15 protein-coding genes and 1 tRNA gene are annotated in these 22,300 nt (G+C 32.7%); 6 read left to right on the top strand and 10 right to left on the bottom strand.

Going from position 1 to position 22,300, the window contains the following annotated elements:
- Position 1: 1 nt before the first annotated feature.
- The 7 genes from dnaB to rnr all read right to left on the bottom strand — a co-directional run bounded on the left by dnaB (position 2) and on the right by rnr (position 5,871).
- Positions 2-1,384: a replicative DNA helicase gene (gene dnaB, locus FV185_RS04570; RefSeq protein ID WP_067494057.1), complete on the bottom strand. Its 1,383-nt coding sequence runs from the start codon at positions 1,382-1,384 to the stop codon at positions 2-4.
- 14 nt (positions 1,385-1,398) lie between these two features.
- Positions 1,399-1,845, bottom strand: a complete 447-nt coding sequence (gene rplI / locus FV185_RS04575; RefSeq protein WP_067494060.1) for a 50S ribosomal protein L9 — start codon at positions 1,843-1,845, stop codon at positions 1,399-1,401.
- A gap of 10 nt (positions 1,846-1,855) precedes the next feature.
- Positions 1,856-2,128, bottom strand: a complete 273-nt coding sequence (gene rpsR / locus FV185_RS04580) for a 30S ribosomal protein S18 (RefSeq protein WP_197457748.1) — start codon at positions 2,126-2,128, stop codon at positions 1,856-1,858.
- 2 nt (positions 2,129-2,130) lie between these two features.
- Positions 2,131-2,430 carry a hypothetical protein gene (locus tag FV185_RS04585; RefSeq protein WP_067494063.1) on the bottom strand — a complete coding sequence of 100 codons (300 nt, stop codon included), beginning with the start codon at positions 2,428-2,430 and terminating at the stop codon, positions 2,131-2,133.
- A 2-nt stretch (positions 2,431-2,432) separates the two neighbouring features.
- Positions 2,433-2,816 carry a 30S ribosomal protein S6 gene (rpsF, locus tag FV185_RS04590; RefSeq protein ID WP_067494067.1) on the bottom strand — a complete coding sequence of 128 codons (384 nt, stop codon included), beginning with the start codon at positions 2,814-2,816 and terminating at the stop codon, positions 2,433-2,435.
- A gap of 116 nt (positions 2,817-2,932) precedes the next feature.
- Entirely contained in the window at positions 2,933-3,676 is a 744-nt protein-coding gene (rlmB, locus tag FV185_RS04595; protein ID WP_067494070.1) for a 23S rRNA (guanosine(2251)-2'-O)-methyltransferase RlmB, read from the bottom strand.
- Complete coding sequence (rnr, locus tag FV185_RS04600; RefSeq protein WP_067494073.1) at positions 3,673-5,871, bottom strand: ribonuclease R; 2,199 nt, start codon at positions 5,869-5,871, stop codon at positions 3,673-3,675. The genes rlmB and rnr overlap by 4 nt, the downstream gene beginning before the upstream one ends.
- A gap of 84 nt (positions 5,872-5,955) precedes the next feature.
- Here rnr and FV185_RS04605 point away from each other — a divergent pair.
- Positions 5,956-6,042: transfer RNA gene (locus FV185_RS04605), tRNA-Leu, on the top strand.
- Positions 6,043-6,132: 90 nt separating this feature from the next.
- Here the strand turns inward: FV185_RS04605 and FV185_RS04610 are convergent.
- Complete coding sequence (locus FV185_RS04610; protein WP_067494076.1) at positions 6,133-6,528, bottom strand: hypothetical protein; 396 nt, start codon at positions 6,526-6,528, stop codon at positions 6,133-6,135.
- 183 nt (positions 6,529-6,711) lie between these two features.
- On the bottom strand, positions 6,712-7,623 hold the full coding sequence (locus FV185_RS04615; protein ID WP_067494079.1) for a bestrophin family protein: 912 nt from the start codon (positions 7,621-7,623) through the stop codon (positions 6,712-6,714).
- Between the two features lie 201 nt (positions 7,624-7,824).
- On the opposite strand from FV185_RS04615, the gene FV185_RS04620 reads away from it, so the two are divergent.
- The 3 genes from FV185_RS04620 (at position 7,825) to FV185_RS04630 (ending at position 14,931) form a co-directional block, all read left to right on the top strand.
- Positions 7,825-9,897: a tetratricopeptide repeat protein gene (locus FV185_RS04620; protein WP_067494082.1), complete on the top strand. Its 2,073-nt coding sequence runs from the start codon at positions 7,825-7,827 to the stop codon at positions 9,895-9,897.
- 227 nt (positions 9,898-10,124) lie between these two features.
- Entirely contained in the window at positions 10,125-11,822 is a 1,698-nt protein-coding gene (locus FV185_RS04625) for a bacteriohemerythrin (protein WP_067494084.1), read from the top strand.
- 442 nt (positions 11,823-12,264) lie between these two features.
- Complete coding sequence (locus FV185_RS04630; RefSeq protein WP_067494087.1) at positions 12,265-14,931, top strand: diguanylate cyclase domain-containing protein; 2,667 nt, start codon at positions 12,265-12,267, stop codon at positions 14,929-14,931.
- A gap of 123 nt (positions 14,932-15,054) precedes the next feature.
- On the opposite strand, the gene FV185_RS04635 is transcribed toward FV185_RS04630, so the two are convergent.
- Positions 15,055-16,536, bottom strand: coding sequence for an adenylate/guanylate cyclase domain-containing protein (locus FV185_RS04635; RefSeq protein ID WP_067494090.1), 1,482 nt, complete (start codon positions 16,534-16,536; stop codon positions 15,055-15,057).
- 367 nt (positions 16,537-16,903) lie between these two features.
- Here FV185_RS04635 and FV185_RS04640 point away from each other — a divergent pair, with 367 nt between their 5' ends.
- Both FV185_RS04640 and FV185_RS04645 read left to right on the top strand, forming a co-directional pair.
- Complete coding sequence (locus FV185_RS04640; protein ID WP_082787023.1) at positions 16,904-18,439, top strand: efflux transporter outer membrane subunit; 1,536 nt, start codon at positions 16,904-16,906, stop codon at positions 18,437-18,439.
- On the top strand, positions 18,436-22,299 hold the full coding sequence (locus FV185_RS04645; protein WP_067494100.1) for a peptidase domain-containing ABC transporter: 3,864 nt from the start codon (positions 18,436-18,438) through the stop codon (positions 22,297-22,299). The genes FV185_RS04640 and FV185_RS04645 overlap by 4 nt, the downstream gene beginning before the upstream one ends.
- Position 22,300 lies beyond the last annotated feature (1 nt).

Genomic DNA, 22,300 nt, shown 5'->3' on the forward strand with positions numbered 1-22,300 from the left:
ATTAATAATCGTTTGACTGAAAATTAGTTGCTGAAGCATAGTTTTCAAAACGAGTGTAATGACCCAAAAAGGTTAAAGGTACTGTCCCAATAGGACCATTACGTTGTTTACCAATTATGATTTCAGCCATGCCTTTATCAGGTGAATCTGGATTATAGACCTCATCGCGGTATATAAATAAAATAACGTCAGCATCTTGCTCAATAGCACCTGATTCACGTAAATCAGACATTACGGGTCTCTTATTTGGCCTTTGTTCCAAACCGCGATTAAGCTGAGACAATGCAACAACCGGAACATTTAATTCTTTTGCTAACGCTTTTAATGAACGTGAAATTTCAGAAATTTCAGTGGCTCTATTTTCACCGCCAGAGGTTGAGGACATTAATTGCAAATAATCCACAACGATTAATCCTAAACCGCCATATTGACGATGTAAGCGACGTGACCGTGCTCGTAAGTCGAGAGGATTTAATGCTGGGGTTTCATCAATGTGAATGGGCACGTCATTAAGTTCTTCAAGCGCGCGTGATACACGTCTAAAATCTTCTTCTTTTAAACGACCAGTACGTAATTGATGAGCATCTAAACGACCATGAAAACTTAAAATCCTCATGGCAAGTTGATTAGACGACATCTCCATACTAAATACGGCAACAGGTAATTTTGATTCAATACCGACATGGCCTGCAATATTCAAAGCAAAAGCTGTTTTTCCCATAGAAGGACGACCAGCAACGATAATTAAATCGCCTTTTTGAAAACCAGACGTTTTCTCATCCAAGTCAACAAAGCCTGTAGGTATTCCTGTTACAGGGTCATGATTTCCCGCTCGGTACAGCTCATCAACTTGTTCAACCACCTGAGCTAAAGGTTCTTTCAACACCACAAAACCTTGGGCGTGTTTAGCTCCTTTTTCTGCGATATTAAATACTTTTGCTTCAGCTTCATCTAATAATGCCCTAGCATCTCGTCCTGACGGATTAAAAGCAGACTCAGTAATATCAGAACCCACTTGAACGAGCGCACGCATAATGGAGCGTTCACGTACAATCTCAGCATAACGACGAATATTAGCAGAACTGGGCACAGATTGAGCTATGGAGCCAATATAAGCTAAACCGCCAAGGCCTTCTAATTCACCACGTAATGACAATTCATCACACAATGTTAATACATCAGCGGGCTTACCTTTATCAACTAAGGAGAGAATAGCACGGTAAATTTTACGATGGTCTTCACGATAGAAATCTGCTTCATTAATTAAATCACCCACTTTATCCCAAGCGTGATTATCAAGAAGCAACCCTCCAAGAACAGACTGTTCCGCCTCAATATTATGAGGCGGAACACGAAGATTGGCAGAACGAAAATCGTCAGCCATATACAGCTTAAGAACTATTCGGCAACCACTGAAACAGAAATATCAGCCATTACATCACTATGGAGGGCCACAGTAATTGTATAATCGCCAACTGTCTTCAATGGGCCGTTTGGTAAACGAATTTCTGATTTAGCAGCTTCAACACCTTTGGCTTTTAACGCATCCACAATATCATGGTTGGTTACAGAACCAAATAATCGTCCATCTACCCCTGCTTTTTGTGTAACGGTTACTGTCATACCAGCTAATTTTTCAGCACGAACTTTAGCTTGATTCAACTCTTCTGCTTGCTGTTTTTCTAACTCAGCACGGCGAGCTTCAAACTCTTTTTTATTAGCATCAGTAGCACGTTTTGCCTTGCCCTGAGGAATTAAAAAGTTTCTAGCATAACCTTCTTTTACTTTTACGATGTCACCTAATTGACCTAGGTTAACAACTTTTTCCATGAGGATCACTTCCATGGTTTTCTCCTTAGTGCAAGTCTGTGTAAGGCAATAATGCCAAGAAACGGGCGCGCTTAACAGCAACACCTAATTGACGTTGGTAACGAGCTTTGGTACCAGTAATTCTTGCTGGAATAATCTTACCATTCTCGTTGATAAAATCCTTTAATAGATCTACGTCTTTATAATCTACCCATTCAATTTTTTCGGCTGTAAAACGACAAAATTTACGACGACGAAACATACTGGCATTTTTTGCCTGATTGTTGCGTGGTTCCTTCTTCATATCTTTTCTAGGCATTTTTATACTCCATTACTCAATTTAAATTGATTCACTTTTATGACTAATTCTTTACTGTTTGCATGCTTTTTAATCAACTGACCCTTTACAACAACCGTTGTAGGAAAAACCAATTGACTCAATGCAAGCGCCTGTTCAGCATAAGCCGTAACGATTACGTTTAGAGAAGCGTTCGAGTATTCAGTTTCTCTATCCCCTATTTTGTGTAATAAAACACCCACAAAACTTGCCACACCTGCTGGGGTATATCTAAGAGATTCTTGAGACTGAAGAACCCCCTCTAACACAACTTCATTACGCATTACTATGCAGAAACGGGCTCCGTACTATCACCATCACGCATTATTAAATCTTCGCGAGGAGCACGTTTTTCTTCGCGCATCATAGGTGACATTTCGGTAACAGGCCCTTTCATTTGAATAGTCAAATGACGAAGAACCGCATCATTGAAACGGAAAGCGTTTTCAATCTCCGCGAGAACTTCACTGGTACATTCAACATTCATTAAAACATAATGAGCTTTGTGAATCTTTTGAATTGGGTAGGCAAGTTGACGACGACCCCAGTCTTCAAAACGATGAACCTGACCACCGCCTTGGGTTACCATGTTTTTGTAACGCTCTACCATGGCGCCAACTTGTTCACTTTGATCGGGATGAACAATAAATACTATTTCATAATGCCGCATAATTACTCCTTATGGTTAAGCCAAAATTGGCAAAGCCAGCTTTGTGGCAATAAAAGCTAGCAAGGTTGAGAAAAGCTCTTTATTTTAACTAAAAATCATATAGTTAGCAAATTTGTCTAGACAACACTCTTTTCGCGTCTTTTAGTCTCATATAAACATACCCCAGCAGCAACAGAGACATTCAATGATTCTACCGAGCCAAACATAGGAATTCTCACTAATTGATCGCACGTTTCACGTGTCAAACGACGTAATCCTTCGCCTTCAGCCCCAAGCACCCATGCCAGTGGTTGACTGAAACTTGCGTTCATAATATCGTCTTTTGCTTGATCATCTGTTCCAATAACCCATACCTGTTGATCTTTTAGATCTCTTAGTGTTCTTGCTAAGTTAGTCACTGGAATATAGGGCACCATATCCATCGCCCCTGATGCAACCTTTGCTACAGTAGGAGATAGAGCAACTGATCTGTCTTTGGGGGCAATAATGGCATGAACCCCCATTGCATCTGCTACACGTAGACACGCACCTAGATTATGGGGGTCTTGTATGCCATCTAACACAAGAAGTAATAAGTTATTCTGGTAAGTATCTACTAAATGATCAATATCATTTATTAAAGGTACAGCACTAGCAATGGCAACAATCCCTTGATGCCTTCTTGTACCCGTTAGACCATGTAAGCGTTGTACATCAACATGCTTAAATTCAATGCTCTTTTCTTCCAAAAGGGCTTTGATGTCTTGCATTCGTTGATCATGCCTTTCTTGGTCAACATAAATTTCTTGTAGCGTATCAGGATAATGCCTTAATCGACTTTTAATAGCATGAAAGCCGTAAATAATAGCTGTTTTCTTCATGAAGTTTTTTTCTTTCTTGCATTTTTTGAACGGTGTGTTTTCAATACAAAATCAATTTTATTATTTTCCATATCAACACGAACTAATTGTACCAATACACGATCACCTAATCGATATCGCATTCCAGTTCGTTCACCTAATAATTGATGTCTATTTGCATCGTAACGATAATAATCAGCACCTAATTCTGAAATATGAACCAAACCTTCTACAAATACATCATCTAGGGCTACAAATAACCCAAAACTTGTTACTGAGCTCACCGTACCATTAAACTCTTCACCTACTCTGTCTTTCATGTAAAAACATTTCAACCAAGACTCCACATCACGTGTTGCTTCGTCGGCTCGTCTTTCTGTAAGTGAACAATGTTCACCAATTGCAGTTAAGTTATCAGACTTAGATTTATCTCCTTTCAATACAGCCCTTATGGCACGATGTACTAATAGATCAGGATAACGCCTAATAGGAGAGGTAAAGTGTGTATAAGCTTCATAAGCCAGTCCAAAATGACCCTCATTATCTGGACTATACATAGCCTGCTGAAGAGATCTTAACAATACCGTTTCTAAAAGATGCTGATCAGGTCGTTGTTGTATTTTTTTTAATAATTCAGCGTAATCTTTAGCTTTTGGCTTATCCCCACCAGCTAAATGTAAGCCAAATTCACCTAAAAAGTCTCTTAACGCTTTTAATCTTTCCACTGTTGGTGGTGGATGAATTCTAAACAAAGTAGATTGTTGATGGTTTAACAAATAATTAGCTGCACAGACATTTGCCGCTAACATGCACTCTTCAATAATACGATGAGCTTCATTCCTTTCCACTGGCTGAATTGTTTCTATCTTACCTCTATCATCAAAAATCATTCTTGTTTCACTACTAGAGAAATCAATCGCTCCTCTATTCTCTCTTAATGATAAAAATAAGCGGTAAACAGACTCTAAATCCTGTAAATGAGGTAACAATGAACGTAATTTATTATCAACACGCTGAGGAGCCAACAAGGCTTGAGCTACTTCTGTGTAAGTTAATCGTGCTTTTGAATGCATAACACCGGGATAAAAACGATAGTCCTTAATAGTGCCTTCATGGGACAACGTCATATCACACACCATACATAATCGATCCACTTCGGGATTAAGCGAACATAACCCGTTACTTAATTTTTCAGGCAACATGGGAATCACTCGTCGAGGAAAATAAACACTATTACCCCTCTCAAAGGCTTCCTTGTCCAGGGCATCACCTTCTCTAACATAGTGAGATACATCAGCGATGGCAACAATCAATCTGTAACCACCATGAGTAAGTTTTTCAGCGTAAACAGCATCATCAAAATCTTTTGCCGTCTCCCCATCAATAGTTACTAATGGTAAATGTCGGATATCTTCACGATCGTGATAGTCAGTATTTCTTAACGAATCTGGAAGAGCATGAGTTTGTTCCTCAACTTCTTTAGAAAACACATAAGGTAATTCATGTTTTCTAAGAGCAATCTCTATTTCCATACCTGGATCTAAATAATTACCAATAATTTCAACAACTTTGGCAATAGGCTCAGAATTACGGCTAGGTTGTGACATGATTTCTATCATCACTACCTGACCAGGTCTGGCACCGTTAGTTTGACCTGGTGCAACCAATAAATCTTGATTTATGCGTCTGTTTTCTGCTACGGCAAAGAGCACACCTTGATTCTCGTGAAGTCTCGCCACTAAACGTGAGTTAACATGCTGCAGGACTTCTACCACTGCACCCTCTGGGCGTCCACGGTTATCAAGGCCTATGGTTCTCACCATTACTCGATCACCATGCAGTACTTTATGCATCTCACGAGCACCTATGAAAATATCCCCGCCACCATCATCACGAATTGCAAAACCATATCCTTCTGGATGACCTTCAATACGAGCTGGGATTAAATCAATTTTTTCTGGCAAACATAAAGCATTTTTGCGATTTCTCATGAGCTGTCCGTCACGCTCCATCGCACGCAAACGTTTTGCAAACAGGTCTCGTTCATGAGACTTGATAGATAACATTCTCTCTATTTTTTCAACAGTTATAGGAACCCCTTCTTTTTCGAGAATTTGCAGAATAAACTCTCTACTAGGTAAAGGGGAGTCATATTGATTTTTCTCACGATCTAAAAAAGGATCTTGTGATCTTAAAATCGATTTATTGTTTGACAAAATTTAGGTGCCTTTTAAAATGATGTACTTATTTTTTTATTATGTTTAGATTATCTCACAATAATATGAAATAATAACGATTAAGCCGAGATGGCGGAATTGGTAGACGCACCAGGTTCAGGTCCTGGCGGTGGCAACACTGTGGAGGTTCGAGTCCTCTTCCCGGCACCACAATTATATTTCGTGGTTTTAGTTGTAGTGAATTTCAACTTTGGTTATTGAACCAAATCTAGCTTACCAATTATGTATTACTGAAATAAATCAATCATCATCACCATAATATCCACCATAACTTGGCGCTGGATATACTGGCTGTACATAAGCTGGTTGTACAGGGTAAGCATAAGTTGGCTGTTGAACATAGCCTGGAGGAGCTGGATAAGAATATCCTGGTGGAGGAGCATATACAGGAGCTGGCGCTACTGGAGCTGCGTAAACTGGTTGTTGTGCCAACATACCGCCAACCAAACCACCTAACACAGCAGCACCCACACCTACCGCACCCTCAAAACCACCCTCTCCACCACCCCAACCCTCGCCACCGCGCCAGCCCTCGCCACCGCGCCAGCCCTCACCACCTCGCCAACCATCTGCAAAAGCACTATAGCTAAACAAAAGTCCGAGAGTTATTAAACATAGTATGAGTTTTTTTGTCATAACTTCACCTATAAATATAAGTTGTAAAGACAAGATCAGTTAAATTATGAATTCAGTAGACAACTAATAACAATTTACTTAAACATATACTCTATTAGTACCGATAATCTAACAATAAGTTTTTTGTTCAAATGTTACATATTGTTAAATTATCGATAGAAATCTAATTCAAAATTTGTTTAGTTAGTGTAAAACGTAATTCTCAGGCCATATTGGTTTTGGAAGAACCGTTTCTCCAAGCATTTCACGTAAACTGATTTCGATACCATTTGAAAGAGACTCCAAAGGTAAATCATTTGGCATTGACCCAAAAGGATCCTCTAATTCATCATTGAGCGCATCTAAAGCAAGAAAAGTGTAAGCAACAAACGTTACTACCAACGGTGTTAGTATACCTATGCTACTAACAAGTGCAAATGGTAGTAAAAAACAATAGATATAAACTGTTCGATGAATAATTACAGAATAAGTAAAAGGTATAGGAGTGTTTGCAATACGCTCGCAACCGCCAAGATCAGCAGTTAATTGGTTAAGGCTTTGATCAATATTAGCCGCTAGCTGTGGGTGTATTATTTTTCTTTCTACTGAATCCGCCAACATTTCACCCAATGTCAATAAAATTAAATTTGGCCGAAAATGGGCTTCTTTTAGTTTGGTATACAGTTCCTTGTTAATTAAAGGCTCTAACTCATTAGTTTCATTAGTACCCCTTAATTGATGGCGTAGGCCATGAACAAAAGCAATTAAATGATACACAAATATTTGATTTTTCTCCTTATTCTTAATCCAGATTAAATGCTGTCTAGCCAAAGATCTGGTTACATTAAGAATAGATCCCCAAATTTTTCTGGCTTCCCAATAACGATCATAACTAGCCGTGTTACGAAAACCTAAAAATATAGCAAGCGCCACACCAATAAGTGTAAATGGAACAAAATTAAGCCCTACTTTCCAACCAAACAAGTCACCTTGTGAAAATGTGACTGCTGTTGAAATTAATGCCATTATTATTAATTGAAAAAGTATTCTAGGTAAGACAGAACCTCGAATTACAAACAACATCCTGAACCAATTTAGACGAGGTCTTACAATCATAATTTAAGGAATTAATTACAAAAATATAATTATATAAGAGTCGTATCGATAATATGTAACAATTAAAACATAATTAATTTGAGTGAGAGATTAACTTTAAAAAGTAAGTTATGCTATTTATATTAATATTATTAAATGTAAGTTTTCACCGTAGGTTACAGATTGATGTTTTTTGATTATCGTGTTTTATATTAAAAAAAAATGGAACAGAATTTTAAGCAAGCCTATGAATTACACCAATCAGGTCATTTTATAGATGCAATTAATGCTTATTTAAGTATTTTAAAAAATAACCCTTTAGACGATAATTTATTATATCTATTAGGTACAGCCTTTAATCAAGTTAATGACTTATCCAGGTCTGTTGAATATCTGAAAAAGTCCTTATCTATAAACCCTAATAATGCTGCTGCTTATAATAATTTAGGTGTTGCTTATTATGCACAAAAGCAATTTTATAACGCACTAAATTCTTACGATAAAGCAATTACAATCAAATCTAATTATTTTGAAGCTTATGATAATCGTGGTAATACTCTTAAAGATCTAAAACGATTAGATGAAGCACTCGCGAGTTATGACAAAGCGATTGAACTTAAACCAAATTATGTTGAAGCAATTTTTCACCGAGCTAATACACTCAAACTACTCAATCGATTAGAAGAAGCGATTATTAGTTATAACAAAGTAATAGCACTACAACCAGATTATATTATCGCGCATTACAACTGTGGCAACATATTTAGAGAGATTGGACGATTCGAAGAAGCTTTAACCTATTATGCAAAGACAATTGAGTATAAGCCAGATTATGCAGACGCTTATAACAACATGGGTGTGGTTCTTTCTAGTCTTAATTGTAACGAAGAGGCTCTCAATAACTTTAATAAAGCGATTGAACTCAAGCCAAAAAATTTAGATCCATATAAAAACAAAGGTAATTTACTGATAAATCTTAATCGGTTGGATGAAGCGTTAGCTCACTACGATGAGATAATAAAATTAAAACCAAATCGTGCAGAGTTACATAACAATCGTGGAGTAGTACTTGCTAGGCTAAAACGATTTAAAGAAGCGATAATAGATTATCAAAAAGCGATTAACTATAAACCAAACTTCTCTTCAGCTTATAACAATTTAGGTACAGTATATCAAGATATTAATCGTGAAAAAGAGGCACTCCATAATTTTGACAAAGCTATAGAATTCAAACGGGACTATATAGACGCATATTTTAATAAAGGTGTTTTGTTTCACAAAAACTTAATTTTTGATAATGCTCTTGAAAACTATAACAATATTATAAATATCAAACCTAATACAATTAAAGCAAACTGGAACAAATCATTATTGCTACTTTTATATGGTTACTATTTACAAGGTTGGGAGTTATACGAATGGCGATTTCAAAAAGATGAATTAAAAGCTAATTATTACACTTTCCCTAAGGAAAAAATTAATTGGAAAGGTAAGGAGAATATTAACGGAAAGACAATATTGATTTATCACGAACAAGGATTTGGTGATACGATTCAATTTTGCCGTTATTTACCACTAGTAAAAGAGCTAGGAGCTAATATAAATTTTTTAGTTCCTTCATCGTTAGCACCAGTCATCGCCACTCTAGATTGTCCTATGACTGTAATTATCAAAGGAAAGCCAATACCAAATTTTGATGCTTATTGCCCTCTTATGAGTTTGCCACATGTTTTCAAGACAACTATTGAGACAATTCCATCAAAAAATCCTTATTTATATTCAATTAAAAGTAAAACCAAATATTGGGAAGATAAAAATAATAATAAACGACTTAAAGTGGGTTTGGTATGGTCAGGTAGTAAATTAAATAATAATGATATAAAAAGAAGTATTCCATTTAATCGACTAACTCCTCTTTTAAAATTACCTATTGAATGGCACTCGCTACAAAAAGAGTATCGTGAATCTGATATTGAATTACTTAAACAATATCCAGAGATTCATCAACATCAGCATGAGCTTAAGGATTTTTCAGATACAGCTGCATTAATAGAAAGTCTTGATCTTATAATTTGTGTGGACACAAGCGTCGCACACTTAGCAGGAGCTATGGGTAAGCCTGTATGGCTAATGATCACTTATTTTCCTGATTTTCGTTGGTTACTAAATAGATATGACTCGCCTTGGTATCCAACTGTAAGATTATTTAGACAACCTAAGCATGATGATTGGGAATCAGTAGTATCCTTAATACGTTTAGAATTAACAAACAAATTAAAAAGTGTCAAAGGTTAAAGGAAAAGCACTAAATTCTAAAAATTTCATTATTTTCAAGATAACTAGTTTATTATAGTTAAAAATAGATTAACCTCTAAAACATTCTTAATAATGAGTTATAAAGTTTATCGAAAAAAGAATAAATGTGTAATAGAACGAGCAATGATGCTAACTAAATTAAGCCTATTAGCAAAAATTGTTATCATCAACTCTTACATATCTTAAATATTAATTGCGATTTAAACATGTATAAAAATCAATTGATAAATACCAAGAAACCTATAAACACAAAAAAATCTGTTGATATTTTTCCTTGGAATGAATATTTTAAAATTGGTATTGAAGAAATAGATAAACAACATGAAAAATTAGTTGGAATTCTTAATGAAGTCGCCACACATGTCTCATTTAATTCAAAACTACCAGAATTACAAGACATTATTGAAAAATTAGTTGATTACACCCAATATCATTTTAAAACAGAGGAATCACTGTGGGAAAAGTATTTAAAAAACGACAGTAGTGCGATCTTACATAAAAAATCACATGATAGATTTATTGAAAAAATTAACGCTATAAAACTTCATGCTGACAATACTCCAACTGAAAACATAATCAACGATTTATTGGGTTATCTCACAAACTGGCTAGTTGAACATATACTAGAACATGATAGAGAGTTGTCATATATAGTATATGGAATACAGTGTGGGCTTACAATTGAAGAAGCCAAAATTAATGCTGATAAGAAAACAAATAGTGAAAAAGAAATATTAATTAAAATTATATTATCAATGTATGACTTTTTTTCTATTAATGCATTAACTTTAATAAAAGAGTTATCACACAAACAATTAATAGAAGAAACATTACTTTTTAAAACAAAACGTGACCAACTAGTATTAGAACTATCAAAAAAGAAAAAAGAATTTAATAATATTGAATTGTTTATAAACTATATAAAAGAAAAATTTATTACATTAACTAAGAGTAAATCCGCATTTATAGTAATTCATAATAAATCAAACAATCAATTTGATTATTATCTTGATTATATTAAACAAAGGGATACTATTAGAAACCACGAAAGTGATGAATTTTTGAAAGAATTCTCATTAATTAAAAATTTTACAATCGAAGATAATGCAATAATAATCAATGAACTTAAAACTTATAAAAAAGAACAAAATATACATTTTCAAAACTCCAAGAACGAAAGAATTATAATTGTTCCAATGGTAGAATCCAAAGATATGGTCACATACTTTGGAGTATTAAATAAGGAAGAAAAGTATACAGATTTAGATCTTGAAACAGCCAAATTATTAGCAAATGAATCCTGGTATATTCTTGAAAATGAACTGCAAAATGCAAAGCAAGATAAATTATTTCTTGAAATTGTTAACCTCATATCTACAATAAACGAATTTCACGATCAATATACAGTGGGGCATGAAAGTAGAGTCTCAAACATTGCTATCGACATTGCGAAAAAATTAAACTTAGATAAAGATACAATAATGGCAATCAAAATATCTGCTTTATTGCACGATATTGGTAAAATCACTGTTCCACAAGAACTTTTGAATAAATCGGGGAAAATTTCAAACGAAGAAAGAGACATTTTAAAATCTCATGTAAATGCAGGTTACAATATTTTAAAAAATATTAGCTTTCCCTGGCCTATTGCAGATATCGTTTATCAACACCATGAACGATTAAATGGTAGTGGCTACCCTGAAGGAAAACATTCAGGAGATATACTCATTGAAGCTAAAATAATTGCTGTGGCTGATGTATATGAATCTATGGCTACTAATAGACCTTATAGACAAAAAGTTGGCCATGAAAAAGCCCTTGAAGAACTAATAAAAGGTAAAGGGATTTTATATGACTCAATAGTTGTAGATACGTTACTATCTTTAGTACAAGATATTAATTAACCAAGATTTAGAATAATGCCTTATTAACAAATTTATCTAAATTTACAATAAAATTAAATCATATTCTGCTCTTGTAAAGTTAAATATCTATTATTCCAATAAAATGTAACAATACCAGTAACTAAAACGCTTATAAAATCAATAAATACCTTATTACGTCATTTTATAAAGAAAAACATATATTAATCATTAACATAAACAGAGATTTTATTATTACTTATCTGATATAATGCAGGAAGTAAGACTACTTATCTTTTTGCAGACTTACTATAGACTTATTTATTTATTTCTTTATATTGTTTTATGATTTGAGTCATTAATTATAATTTTCAATAATACTAACAGATCTTAAAATTGATCATTTACTTTACTTAAGTAACTAAAAATTTATTCAAATCAATTTTAAAAATTTATCTAACTGTACAACAAAGAAAGTTCTAAGATGAAATTAACATTACCTAGTATTCTGGTATTGATAGTTACTGTAACTATACTTTTCTTTGTATATCAAAAAGAAGAACGCAATCAACTTAATGAAGCTTATTATACTTTTCAAAGTATTAGCAATAAAGATTACTTCTCAATTGAAAAAAACATAAGCGATAGTTTACTCGATGTCGAATTATTAGGAAGTACCTTTGACTCTAACCCCACTTTATCTAATATTCAATTTAAAAACTATAGTACACATTTAATTTCTCACACCCCTGAAATTCAAGCCTTAGAATGGGTTCCAAAGGTTTATGATAAAGAGAGACCTTTGTACGAAGCAATCGGTAAAAAAAATTCACCAAATTTTAGATTCACCAGAAAAAATCAAAATAAAATAGAGACTGATATTCAAAGACCCATTTATTATCCTGTCTTGTATGTAGAACCATATGTTGGAAACGAAAATGCATTAGGTTTTAGCTTGGATTCTAATCCCAAAAGAAGCAAAGCATTAAATAAATCAGAATATAGTCACAGTATTATTGCAACTGCAGGTATTAAATTAGTTCAAGAGCAGAAAACTCAGACTGGTATATTAATCTTTTATCCTGTTTATAAGAAAAATGCGCTAACTCAAGGGAAAACTGATTTATTAGGCTTTTCATTAGTAGTGTTACGTATTGGTGATCTAATTAGTAGAGCAATTTATAAAATTAATCCTAAATATGTGTCTTTATGTTTATATGACAATACAGACACAAACAAAAAAGAACTCTTATATCAGTCAAATGAAAACATTAATTCATCAATATTAAACAAAACAAATATTAAAGATCAGAATCTATTTAAAATTGAAAAAAGCCTAAATATTGGAGAAAGAAACTGGCTTTTAGTATTTAAAGCAAATAAAGAAGATATTTTAAGAAAAAACAATACCAAATTTTATATCATTTTATTTATAGCTTCTCTTCTGAGTACTTTACTCATATTTTATATTGAAAGAAAAAATAGAATTAATATTGCACTTAAAAACTCTGAGAAAGAATTAAGATTTGCACTTGATTCCGGTCAAATGGGTACATGGAAAATAGATTTACTGACTAACTTGCGGGTCTATGACGACACTACATATCAAATATTAGATATTAATAAAGATCAATTCAAAGGAACTGAAAAAGAGTTATTGGCTATCATTCATCCGGATGACAAAAGTAAATATTTAACAATGATTGAACAATCAAAAAAGCATGGTACTAAATACTATATTGATTTCAGAGTAATTTGGAGAGATAAATCCGTACACCATATATCTTCACATGGAATGCTAATTAAAAACTCAAAAGGTATTCCAACTGCAATACATGGCATATTATGGAATGATGACGTCAGAAAAATTAATGAGGAACATATCAAAAATATGGCTTTAACAGATATGTTAACTGGACTTCCAAACAGGAGAATGTTGAACGAAAGAATTAAACAGACGTTTGCAATGAATAATCGTTTAAATTGTTATAGTGCTTTAATGTTTATTGATTTAGATAAATTTAAAGATGTTAATGATACTCTAGGTCATGATGCAGGTGACGACTTACTAATTCAAATTAAAAATAGATTTAAAAATACTGTTAGAGAAGTTGACACGATAGCGAGAATTGGTGGAGATGAGTTTGTCATTCTAATTGAAAATACTGGAAATACGGTTATAGACTCTATTAATAGTACAAAAATTGTTGCTGAACACATTAAAAAATCCTTCACCAAACCATTCAAGCTAAAAGGAAAAGATATATTTTCAACTTGTAGTATTGGAATTAGTATTTTTTCAAAGCAAAAAAACAATACTGAAGAAATTATTAAAGAAGCCGATTTTGCTATGTATGAATCAAAAAGTATCGGAAGAAACGAGATACGCTTTTATGATAAACAAATGCAAGAAACAATCACAAAAAGGTCTAAACTGGAATTAGATTTACAAAATTCAATCGTAAATAGTAAATTTAACTTTACATTTACACCAGTAATAAACACTCTAAATAACTCAATTTATTTGCTTGAAACTAAATTATTTTGGCAGCGAAATATTAATGAATTAATAACTATTGACGATTTTTATGATGTAGCAAAACAAAATGGTATTATTATTGATATCCAGAAGTGGTTACTGGAACAAGTAATTAGAAAAATTTCAAACACTCCTCATGAAGAGCCTGTAATTTATTCAGTTGAATTATCATCTAAAAGCTTATTGCATCCAGAATTTAGAAATTTCTTAGAAGATTTAATTAATATTTATTCTTTAAACACATCAAAACTTGCCATTTCAATATGTAATGAAGAATTTCATGAAAATCAGGATTTATTATTACCTGTCATTATGCATATCAGTAAATTAGGAGTAAAAATAATTCTAGATAATTTTGAACAAAGCTCCATAACGATAATGACGATTAACTCTGTTCCCTTATTTGCAATAAAAATTTCTGAAAAACATATAAAACAACAAGATTACACCAATGAGAAAAGTATACATTCTCTAATACTATTTATACAATTAGCAAAAATGGTGAGCACAAACTTAATTATTGGAGGTATCAATTCAGAGAAATTGATGGGTTTTTTCAAATCACATGAATGCTATTTACTTGAAGGAAGTTATTTTAATAATAAAAACTGATTTCTGTTTCTAAGTAATCAAATTGACTATCTCTTTTATTATAAGAAAACCCTAAAATAATTTACCTTCACTCAATTTTTATCTTATAGTTTTATGTATTAATTTAAATCTGTATAAGGTGATTTATAAACTGATTGATTGTATTTCCGTAATACTTAACGTTGCTATCTCTTTTAACTTGTCGTGTTTTGGGGTGTTTAGATCAATTAAAGTGTCTACTTGAGCGTAAGTATTACTTATGAAAGTTTGCTGATTTTGATTGTTTAACCTATAAACACCATAATGTACTTTACTTAACTCATCAAAAGTTAATTGACTCATTAATTTTTTACTAGCCCATATTGCTCCAAATCTAGCAAAATCACAAATTCTTGAAGCCTGATTTATAGTATCACCTAATACCGTGAATTCGATAGAAGTTGAAGTCTGAAATGTACCCAACCATTCTTGTCCTTCATGAATAGACGTATTTAAATAAAGGTCTCTAAGCCAACCCTTTTTTATCTTCCATCGTTCATTAATTTTCCTCATCTCATTCTTAATCATCATTGCACACTGAACTGCATTGAACGTATATGAGGAGTCGGGTTTGGGAAAGAAATAATAAACTAAACCATCTCCTACATGCTTCCCATGGGTACCGTAAAACTGTCTAAATATAGGGTCTAATGATGTCCAAATTTCATTAATTAATTCAAAATATTCATTTGCGGGTAATTCTGCACAAATTCTTGTAGATGACTGCAAGTCTGTCACTAATACAGCAAAAGAAGTTAATGTAGGGATTTTATTTTTCAATAACTCTTTGATAACGAGATCACGGCGGCTAAGGTAATTAATTATAGAATCTGAATACTCAGCAATAGGTACAAATACTAATAAAATACCTTCACGAAAAGTAGTAATTGCAATATTATAAATATTAGAAGTACTCTCATTAGTTTCAATGAAAATTTCTTTCAGTAAAACCCCTCTCACCGAATCAAAATCACTATCTTTATCGTAAGCATTTGAAATTATATTTAGAATAGTACTTGTTTTACTTACAATAGTTGACTCTATTTGAGACTTGTTGTATTTTGTTTTTGCCAAAAAAACAAATAATTCAATTAAGCTTAAATATGTATCTTCTTTTAAAAAAAAATTTGCCTGGCTAATTACATCGAAAATATTTCTTAATTTTGTATTATCATCTAATTTTAACTTATTGTTCCATATAAGTTTTTTAACAGAGTCGTTTAACCAAACAACCTCAAAGTTATAATTAATCATTAAACTTGGACAATTTATACTGTCTAACGACATGGTGACATTATTAACAGTATCTATATGGATTTTTTCCTCATTTTTATAAACTAATAATCCTTTTGTTTTGAAATAATTTATAAGTTCAGATATTCCGAGTCCATTTTTTTTTAAATGTTTTATTTCATTTATACGTTCTATAACTTCATCTTGGAAAAAACCTATTCTTTTTGTTGAACTATTATTGTTTTCTAATGGCGACATAACTTGAGGCTTAGGAATAAAGCCAAGTGAAATGTAGTTATTGAGAGTAGCCCTTGAAATACCTGTTAATTCAAGTAACTGTTTACTTGTAATCATAAATTAATTTTTTCAAAAATAACTTACTTGAATTTACAACTATTACATTTAGACTGTAAAGATATACAAGTAAATAAAATTTAGACAGTATAATGCGTTGTAAAATTACAACAAAAATCAGCATTTATCTGAAGTCATCTATTATTAATTAAAATTTATTATTTTTGTTTAAAAAATCAATAAAATCAATTAGTTAAAATTCATTACTTCAAAATTTATATTAATTTCAGTTAGAACTATTGGTATAAGAAAGAAAACTTATGAACTAATCAATTACAGATCTAATCTTAGAACAGTAAGTTTATTTTAAATTTATAACTTTTAGTTGATAATGTCATAATTAATATCATTTTTTTTATTTGGTGCAATGCAAAAAAAGTTTTTCTTATTTATTTCACTTTTAGAGATAGTAATGTTGACCGGTTGTAATAGTACAACTCCGTTTGCTTACGCCTTTAAAAAGAATGATAATCCCGATGATTTTGTCCAATGGGTACCTAGAGTTTACAAAGATCAAACCTACGAGAGTAAATTAACAGTAACCCCATCAGAAGACGATAAAATCGTTCAAACAAACCCTAAGTTTCCAAAAATGAAAGACTTATGGTGGAAAGAGTTTAATTCAACAGAATTAAATGATTTAGTCGAAACTGCTATTTCTAAAAATTTTGATCTACAAATTGCGATTACGAGAATTGATCAGGCTGAAAAAAATGCCAATATTGCAAAATCATATTTAATGCCTACAATTGGAATTTTTGCTGGAGAAACCACAAGCGGTCCTGCTCTAGGTGCAGGTACAGCAACATCTCTTTCAAATTATAACAATCTAAATGTTTATGAGTTTGGGTTTAGAGCTACATACGAAGTAGATTTATGGAATAAACTTCATTACCAAAGAAATTCAGCCTTAGAACTGTTAAAAGCCAGTAAAGAAAATAGGGATGTGGTAGCCCTTACTTTAATATCAGATGTTGTAACCACCTATTTTGAGGTTCTCTCATTAAGAGAAAGAATTTTAATTGCAAACAATAACTTAAAAATTGCCAATAGTGTTCAACAAGCTATCCAAACAAGATTAAAATCAGGTGAAGCAACAGAACTTGAACTTCAGCAACAAGAGGTTACTATAGTTTTAGTAGAAAACGCCATCGCTACACTAGAACTACAAAAACAAACAGCTGAAGATCACTTGGCAATTCTTTTAGGTACATCTGTTGATAATATCAATATAAAAAAAGACACACTTCAGGGAATTATTCCTCCTAAAATAAAATTAGGTATACCTTCAGATTTATTATGTCGCCGTCCTGATATCAGACTTATTGAGTATCAATTAAAGTCAAGTAATGAAAATGTTAAGGCTGCTAGAGCTAACTTATTACCGACATTCAGCCTAACAGATGAATATGGTCAAGCATCACAAAATCTTACACAAATCATGAGTCCATACAGTTTGTTGTATTCATTTTCAATAAACGCTTTTGCTACAGTTTTTGACGGGGGAAAACTGGTAAATCAACTTGATTTAGAAAAAGCGAAAAACAGAGAACTCATTGCTCAATATTCGAACACAATAATTAATGCACTTCGTGATGTACAAGATGCTTTAGCTGCGATCAAAATCACCTCAATTGAGAGAGCGGAGCTAGAAAAAGCTTTAAATAAAACAAAGAATCTTTTAAAACTCAGCACACTAGTTTACCAATCAGGTGCAATGGATTATGTTTCATTACAAGTAGTACAACGAGATGTGTTTAATTCGCAGGATGCCGAAGCCAAATCAAGATTTGATCAATTAAGATCTACAGTTAATTTATTCAAGGCATTAGGTGGTGGATTAACATCTAAAAACGACACCTGTACATTAAAAAACAAAAATGTTGTTGGAAGTAGTCAATGAAAAAAAACAATACAAAAAACAATCCAACAACTTTAATACTAGATACTATGTCACCTCTTAAAGAAGACAGAGTCTGGATTATTTTATCTAGTTTAATTATTTCAATATTAGCATTAGCAACTCCTCTGATCATGTTACAAGTATATGATCGTATCTTAGCTAATGGTTCTTTAGAAACACTCAAAATTTTAATGTCGGGGACAATCATTGCAGTAGTCTTTGAGTCTTTAATTAAAATTATTCGTTCACATATTTCATCTTGGATTGCAGCTAGATTTGAACATAGAGCTATGACTGCAATCACATCAAGATTATTAGCAATGCCTCTCCATGATTTTGAAATGGTAGGGATAGGTGTACATAATGAATATTACAAAGCAGTTCAATCTTTAAAATCCTATTACTCGGGCCAAACGTTTCAAAACTTAATAGATGTACCCTTTACATTTTTATATATTTTAGTAATGGCTTTGATAAATGTTTATATGGGGCTATTAGTGTTATTTGGCTATCTTATATTTTTCATTGTAGTTTGGAAAACAAATTTTAAATATGATCAAACAGTAAAAGACAAAAACCAAATTGATTTACGAAGAACCAATTTTTTAGCAGAAACTCTTGGAAACATTCATACATTAAAATCTATGGGTATGGAAATTTTAATGTTAAGACGCTATGAAAAATTACAAGAAACAAGTGCCAAAAGTATGCAAAACCTATCTTTTGCTATGGATATTGCTTTAAATCTTGGAACAGTTTTTTCCCCTCTACTTAATATGCTCGTTATTACATTAGGCGCATATTTTGTCATAACAACCAAGATGACTACTGGCGATTTAGCCGCGTGCTTATTACTTAGTGGTCGATCGATTTCACCTATACAACGATTGGGAGGTATATGGACAAAACATAAGCAAGAAAAAATAATGCGAGATGAGTTAAACCAAGTATTAAGTAAAAAGCCATTACCTAATTCATTAGATCTAGTTAAACCAGAGGTATTACATGGTCAACTAGAACTTAAAAATATTTCTTATATATTTCCAAAATCAGATAAACCCATCTTTGAAAATATCTCGTTAAAAATATCATACGGGGAAACAATCTGTATACATGGTGTTACTGGAAGTGGAAGAACAACCTTAATGCAGATAATTGCAGGATTAATCAAACCTACATCGGGAACAGTAACATACGAGAACATACCACTTGAGAATATTGGTGCTACAAACCTTCAAAATATTATTAGTTACTTACCACAGAGATCACAACTATTTGAAGGAACATTAATAGAAAACATAAGTCTTTATGACGATAAAAAAATTGGTATCGCACTAGAAAAAGCAAATACTTTAAAATTAGGTGAGTTTGTTTCAAAACTTCCAAAAGGATGGGATTCCAAAGTTGGAGATACTGCTGTTGAAGGGATGCCTCCTGGCTTTCGTCAGAGAATATCTCTAGTAAAAGGTTTAACCAATGATCCTGAAATAATCTTATTTGATGATGCAACTTCATCTATTGATGCTGAAGGAGAAAAACTAGTAATAGAATATTTACAATCTGCTAAAAAAACAAAATCAATTATCATAGTCACACAACGTCCGTCTATTCAAAACTTAGCTGATATTCACTATACCTTGATAAATGGAAAATTGATTCCAGGCAAGGTTAATCAAAATGATAGTAATGTATCTAATATAGTTAACTCTCATTTGTTTTCAAATGAAACCATACACCAACCAATCACGATAGAAGATTGGAAAAGAATAGATTTATCAATTCAATCAACTTTTAGAAAATCAAACTCACTTTCAAGTTCGTTACCCGAATTATTAAAGGCACTTGGTTGGAGAAGGTCTGCAAGAGAATTAGTAGAATCTCTGCCCTACTTTCAAGATAGTTTCACAATCCCTATGTTCGAAAATTCAATGGCGCAACTAGGGTTTTTACCACACAAAATCAATTGCAATATAAGTGAAATAGATGGCAGACAAACTCCCTGTTTATTCATTACTAATAGTAATGAAGCCTATGTGATCTATGAGATTAACGATAACAAAATCAAAATAAAACGTAATATAAATTCAGGCTTTGAAATTCTTACAAATTATGACGAATCAGGTATTGCTTACTTTTTCACAAAAAATAAATTAGTTGACAGTAATAATAAATTCTCAACATGGATTAAAACATCAACATTAAGATTTAGATCATTAATTCTTTATTCAGGAATTTCTTCAATATTATCTGGATTAGTACTAGTCGTTAGTTCATTATTTATGATGAGCATTTATAATAATATTATTCCTGCAGGTTCAATAGGTATTTTATTCAATTTGGCTTTCGGAGTATTACTCGCTCTTTTAAGCTCAACCATATTGATTGTTCACAGGGCTAAAATACTATCTTACATTGCAGCTAGAATAGAATATTTATTTGGCACAGCAATAATCAGGCATATTTTTAGCTTATCACCAATACTAAGCGAAAGAGCCTCGGTTGGCTCGCAATTAGCTCGTATCAGTGGTTTTGAAGCAATAAGAGATCTTTTTACCGGTCCACTAGCAAGTACCATGTTAGAAATACCTGCGACAATAGTCGTAGCTATTGCTCTTGGAATAATTAATCACTATGCATTGATTGTTCTGGTAGTGACTGTATTAACTTATTTTATATTATATTGGACATTAGAGCCCTACAGCTCAAAACTTGTTTTTGAAAGTGGTATAAATTCTACTAAAAGAAACCAATTCACAATTGAAATGATTACTAAAATGAGATCGATAAAAGAATCTGGAGGCGATTTCATTTGGTTTAAACGTTTTAAGGAAATTTCTGCTGAAGCAACAATATCTGCTTATAAAACAGAAAAGCTTTCTGCCACACTAGTAGGTTTATCTTATCTTATTATGATGGTATCAGGTCTTTCTATCATCACTATTACAGTTCCATATACTTTAGATAAGACCCTTGGTCCAGGCGTATTAGTTGCTTCTATGTTTTTTATGTGGCGCGTATTAAATCCTTTACAAATTCTATTTGTAAATATGCCAAGAATAGACCGAATTAAAACTGCTGGGAAACAACTTGAATCACTGATGAATATACAAGCAGAACGATTTGAGACAACCACATCGCCAATATCACGTGATTTAAAAGGACAAGTACAATTCTCACGCGTTTCCTTTAGATATTCTTTAAATGTTGATCCCGCACTTATTGGAGCAGATTTCACAGTAAAACCTGGAGAAGTTGTTGCAATTTCAGGGCCCAACGGGGGTGGAAAATCCACAATTTTAAAACTATTGTTAGGAATGTATCCACCTCAAGCTGGAGCTATACTTATCGATGGTGTAGATATCAGACAACTTGATCCTCTGGAACTCAGAAGATTTTTTGGATACGCTCCTCAAGATACTCAATTTTTTAGAGCCACAATAAGTCAAAATCTACGTCTAGCAAAACCTGATGCGACTGATTATGAAATCAAACAAGTTTTAGAGTGGGCTGGAGCATTAGAACAAGTAGAAAAACTGCCTAATGGTCTTAATTACAGAATTGGAGACAATACCTCTGAACAGTTACCAGCAAGTTTAAGACAAAAACTAATATTAGCAAGAGCATATATAACCGATGCACCCATCATGCTCTTTGATGAACCCGGTGCTGGATTGGATGAAATTGGTAATAATAAATTTATAGAAACTATTAGTTATTTCAAAGGAAGAAAAACCGTAATATTTATCACACATAGACCAAGCCACATGCGTCTAGCAGATACGTTAATCGTAATGCAACAAGGATATATCCGTGCTGCAGGCTCACCAGAAGCTCTATTAAAAGTACAACCGGCTGCCTAAT

This window comes from Ferrovum sp. PN-J185 (genome assembly GCF_001581925.1).
Lineage (GTDB): Bacteria > Pseudomonadota > Gammaproteobacteria > Burkholderiales > Ferrovaceae > PN-J185.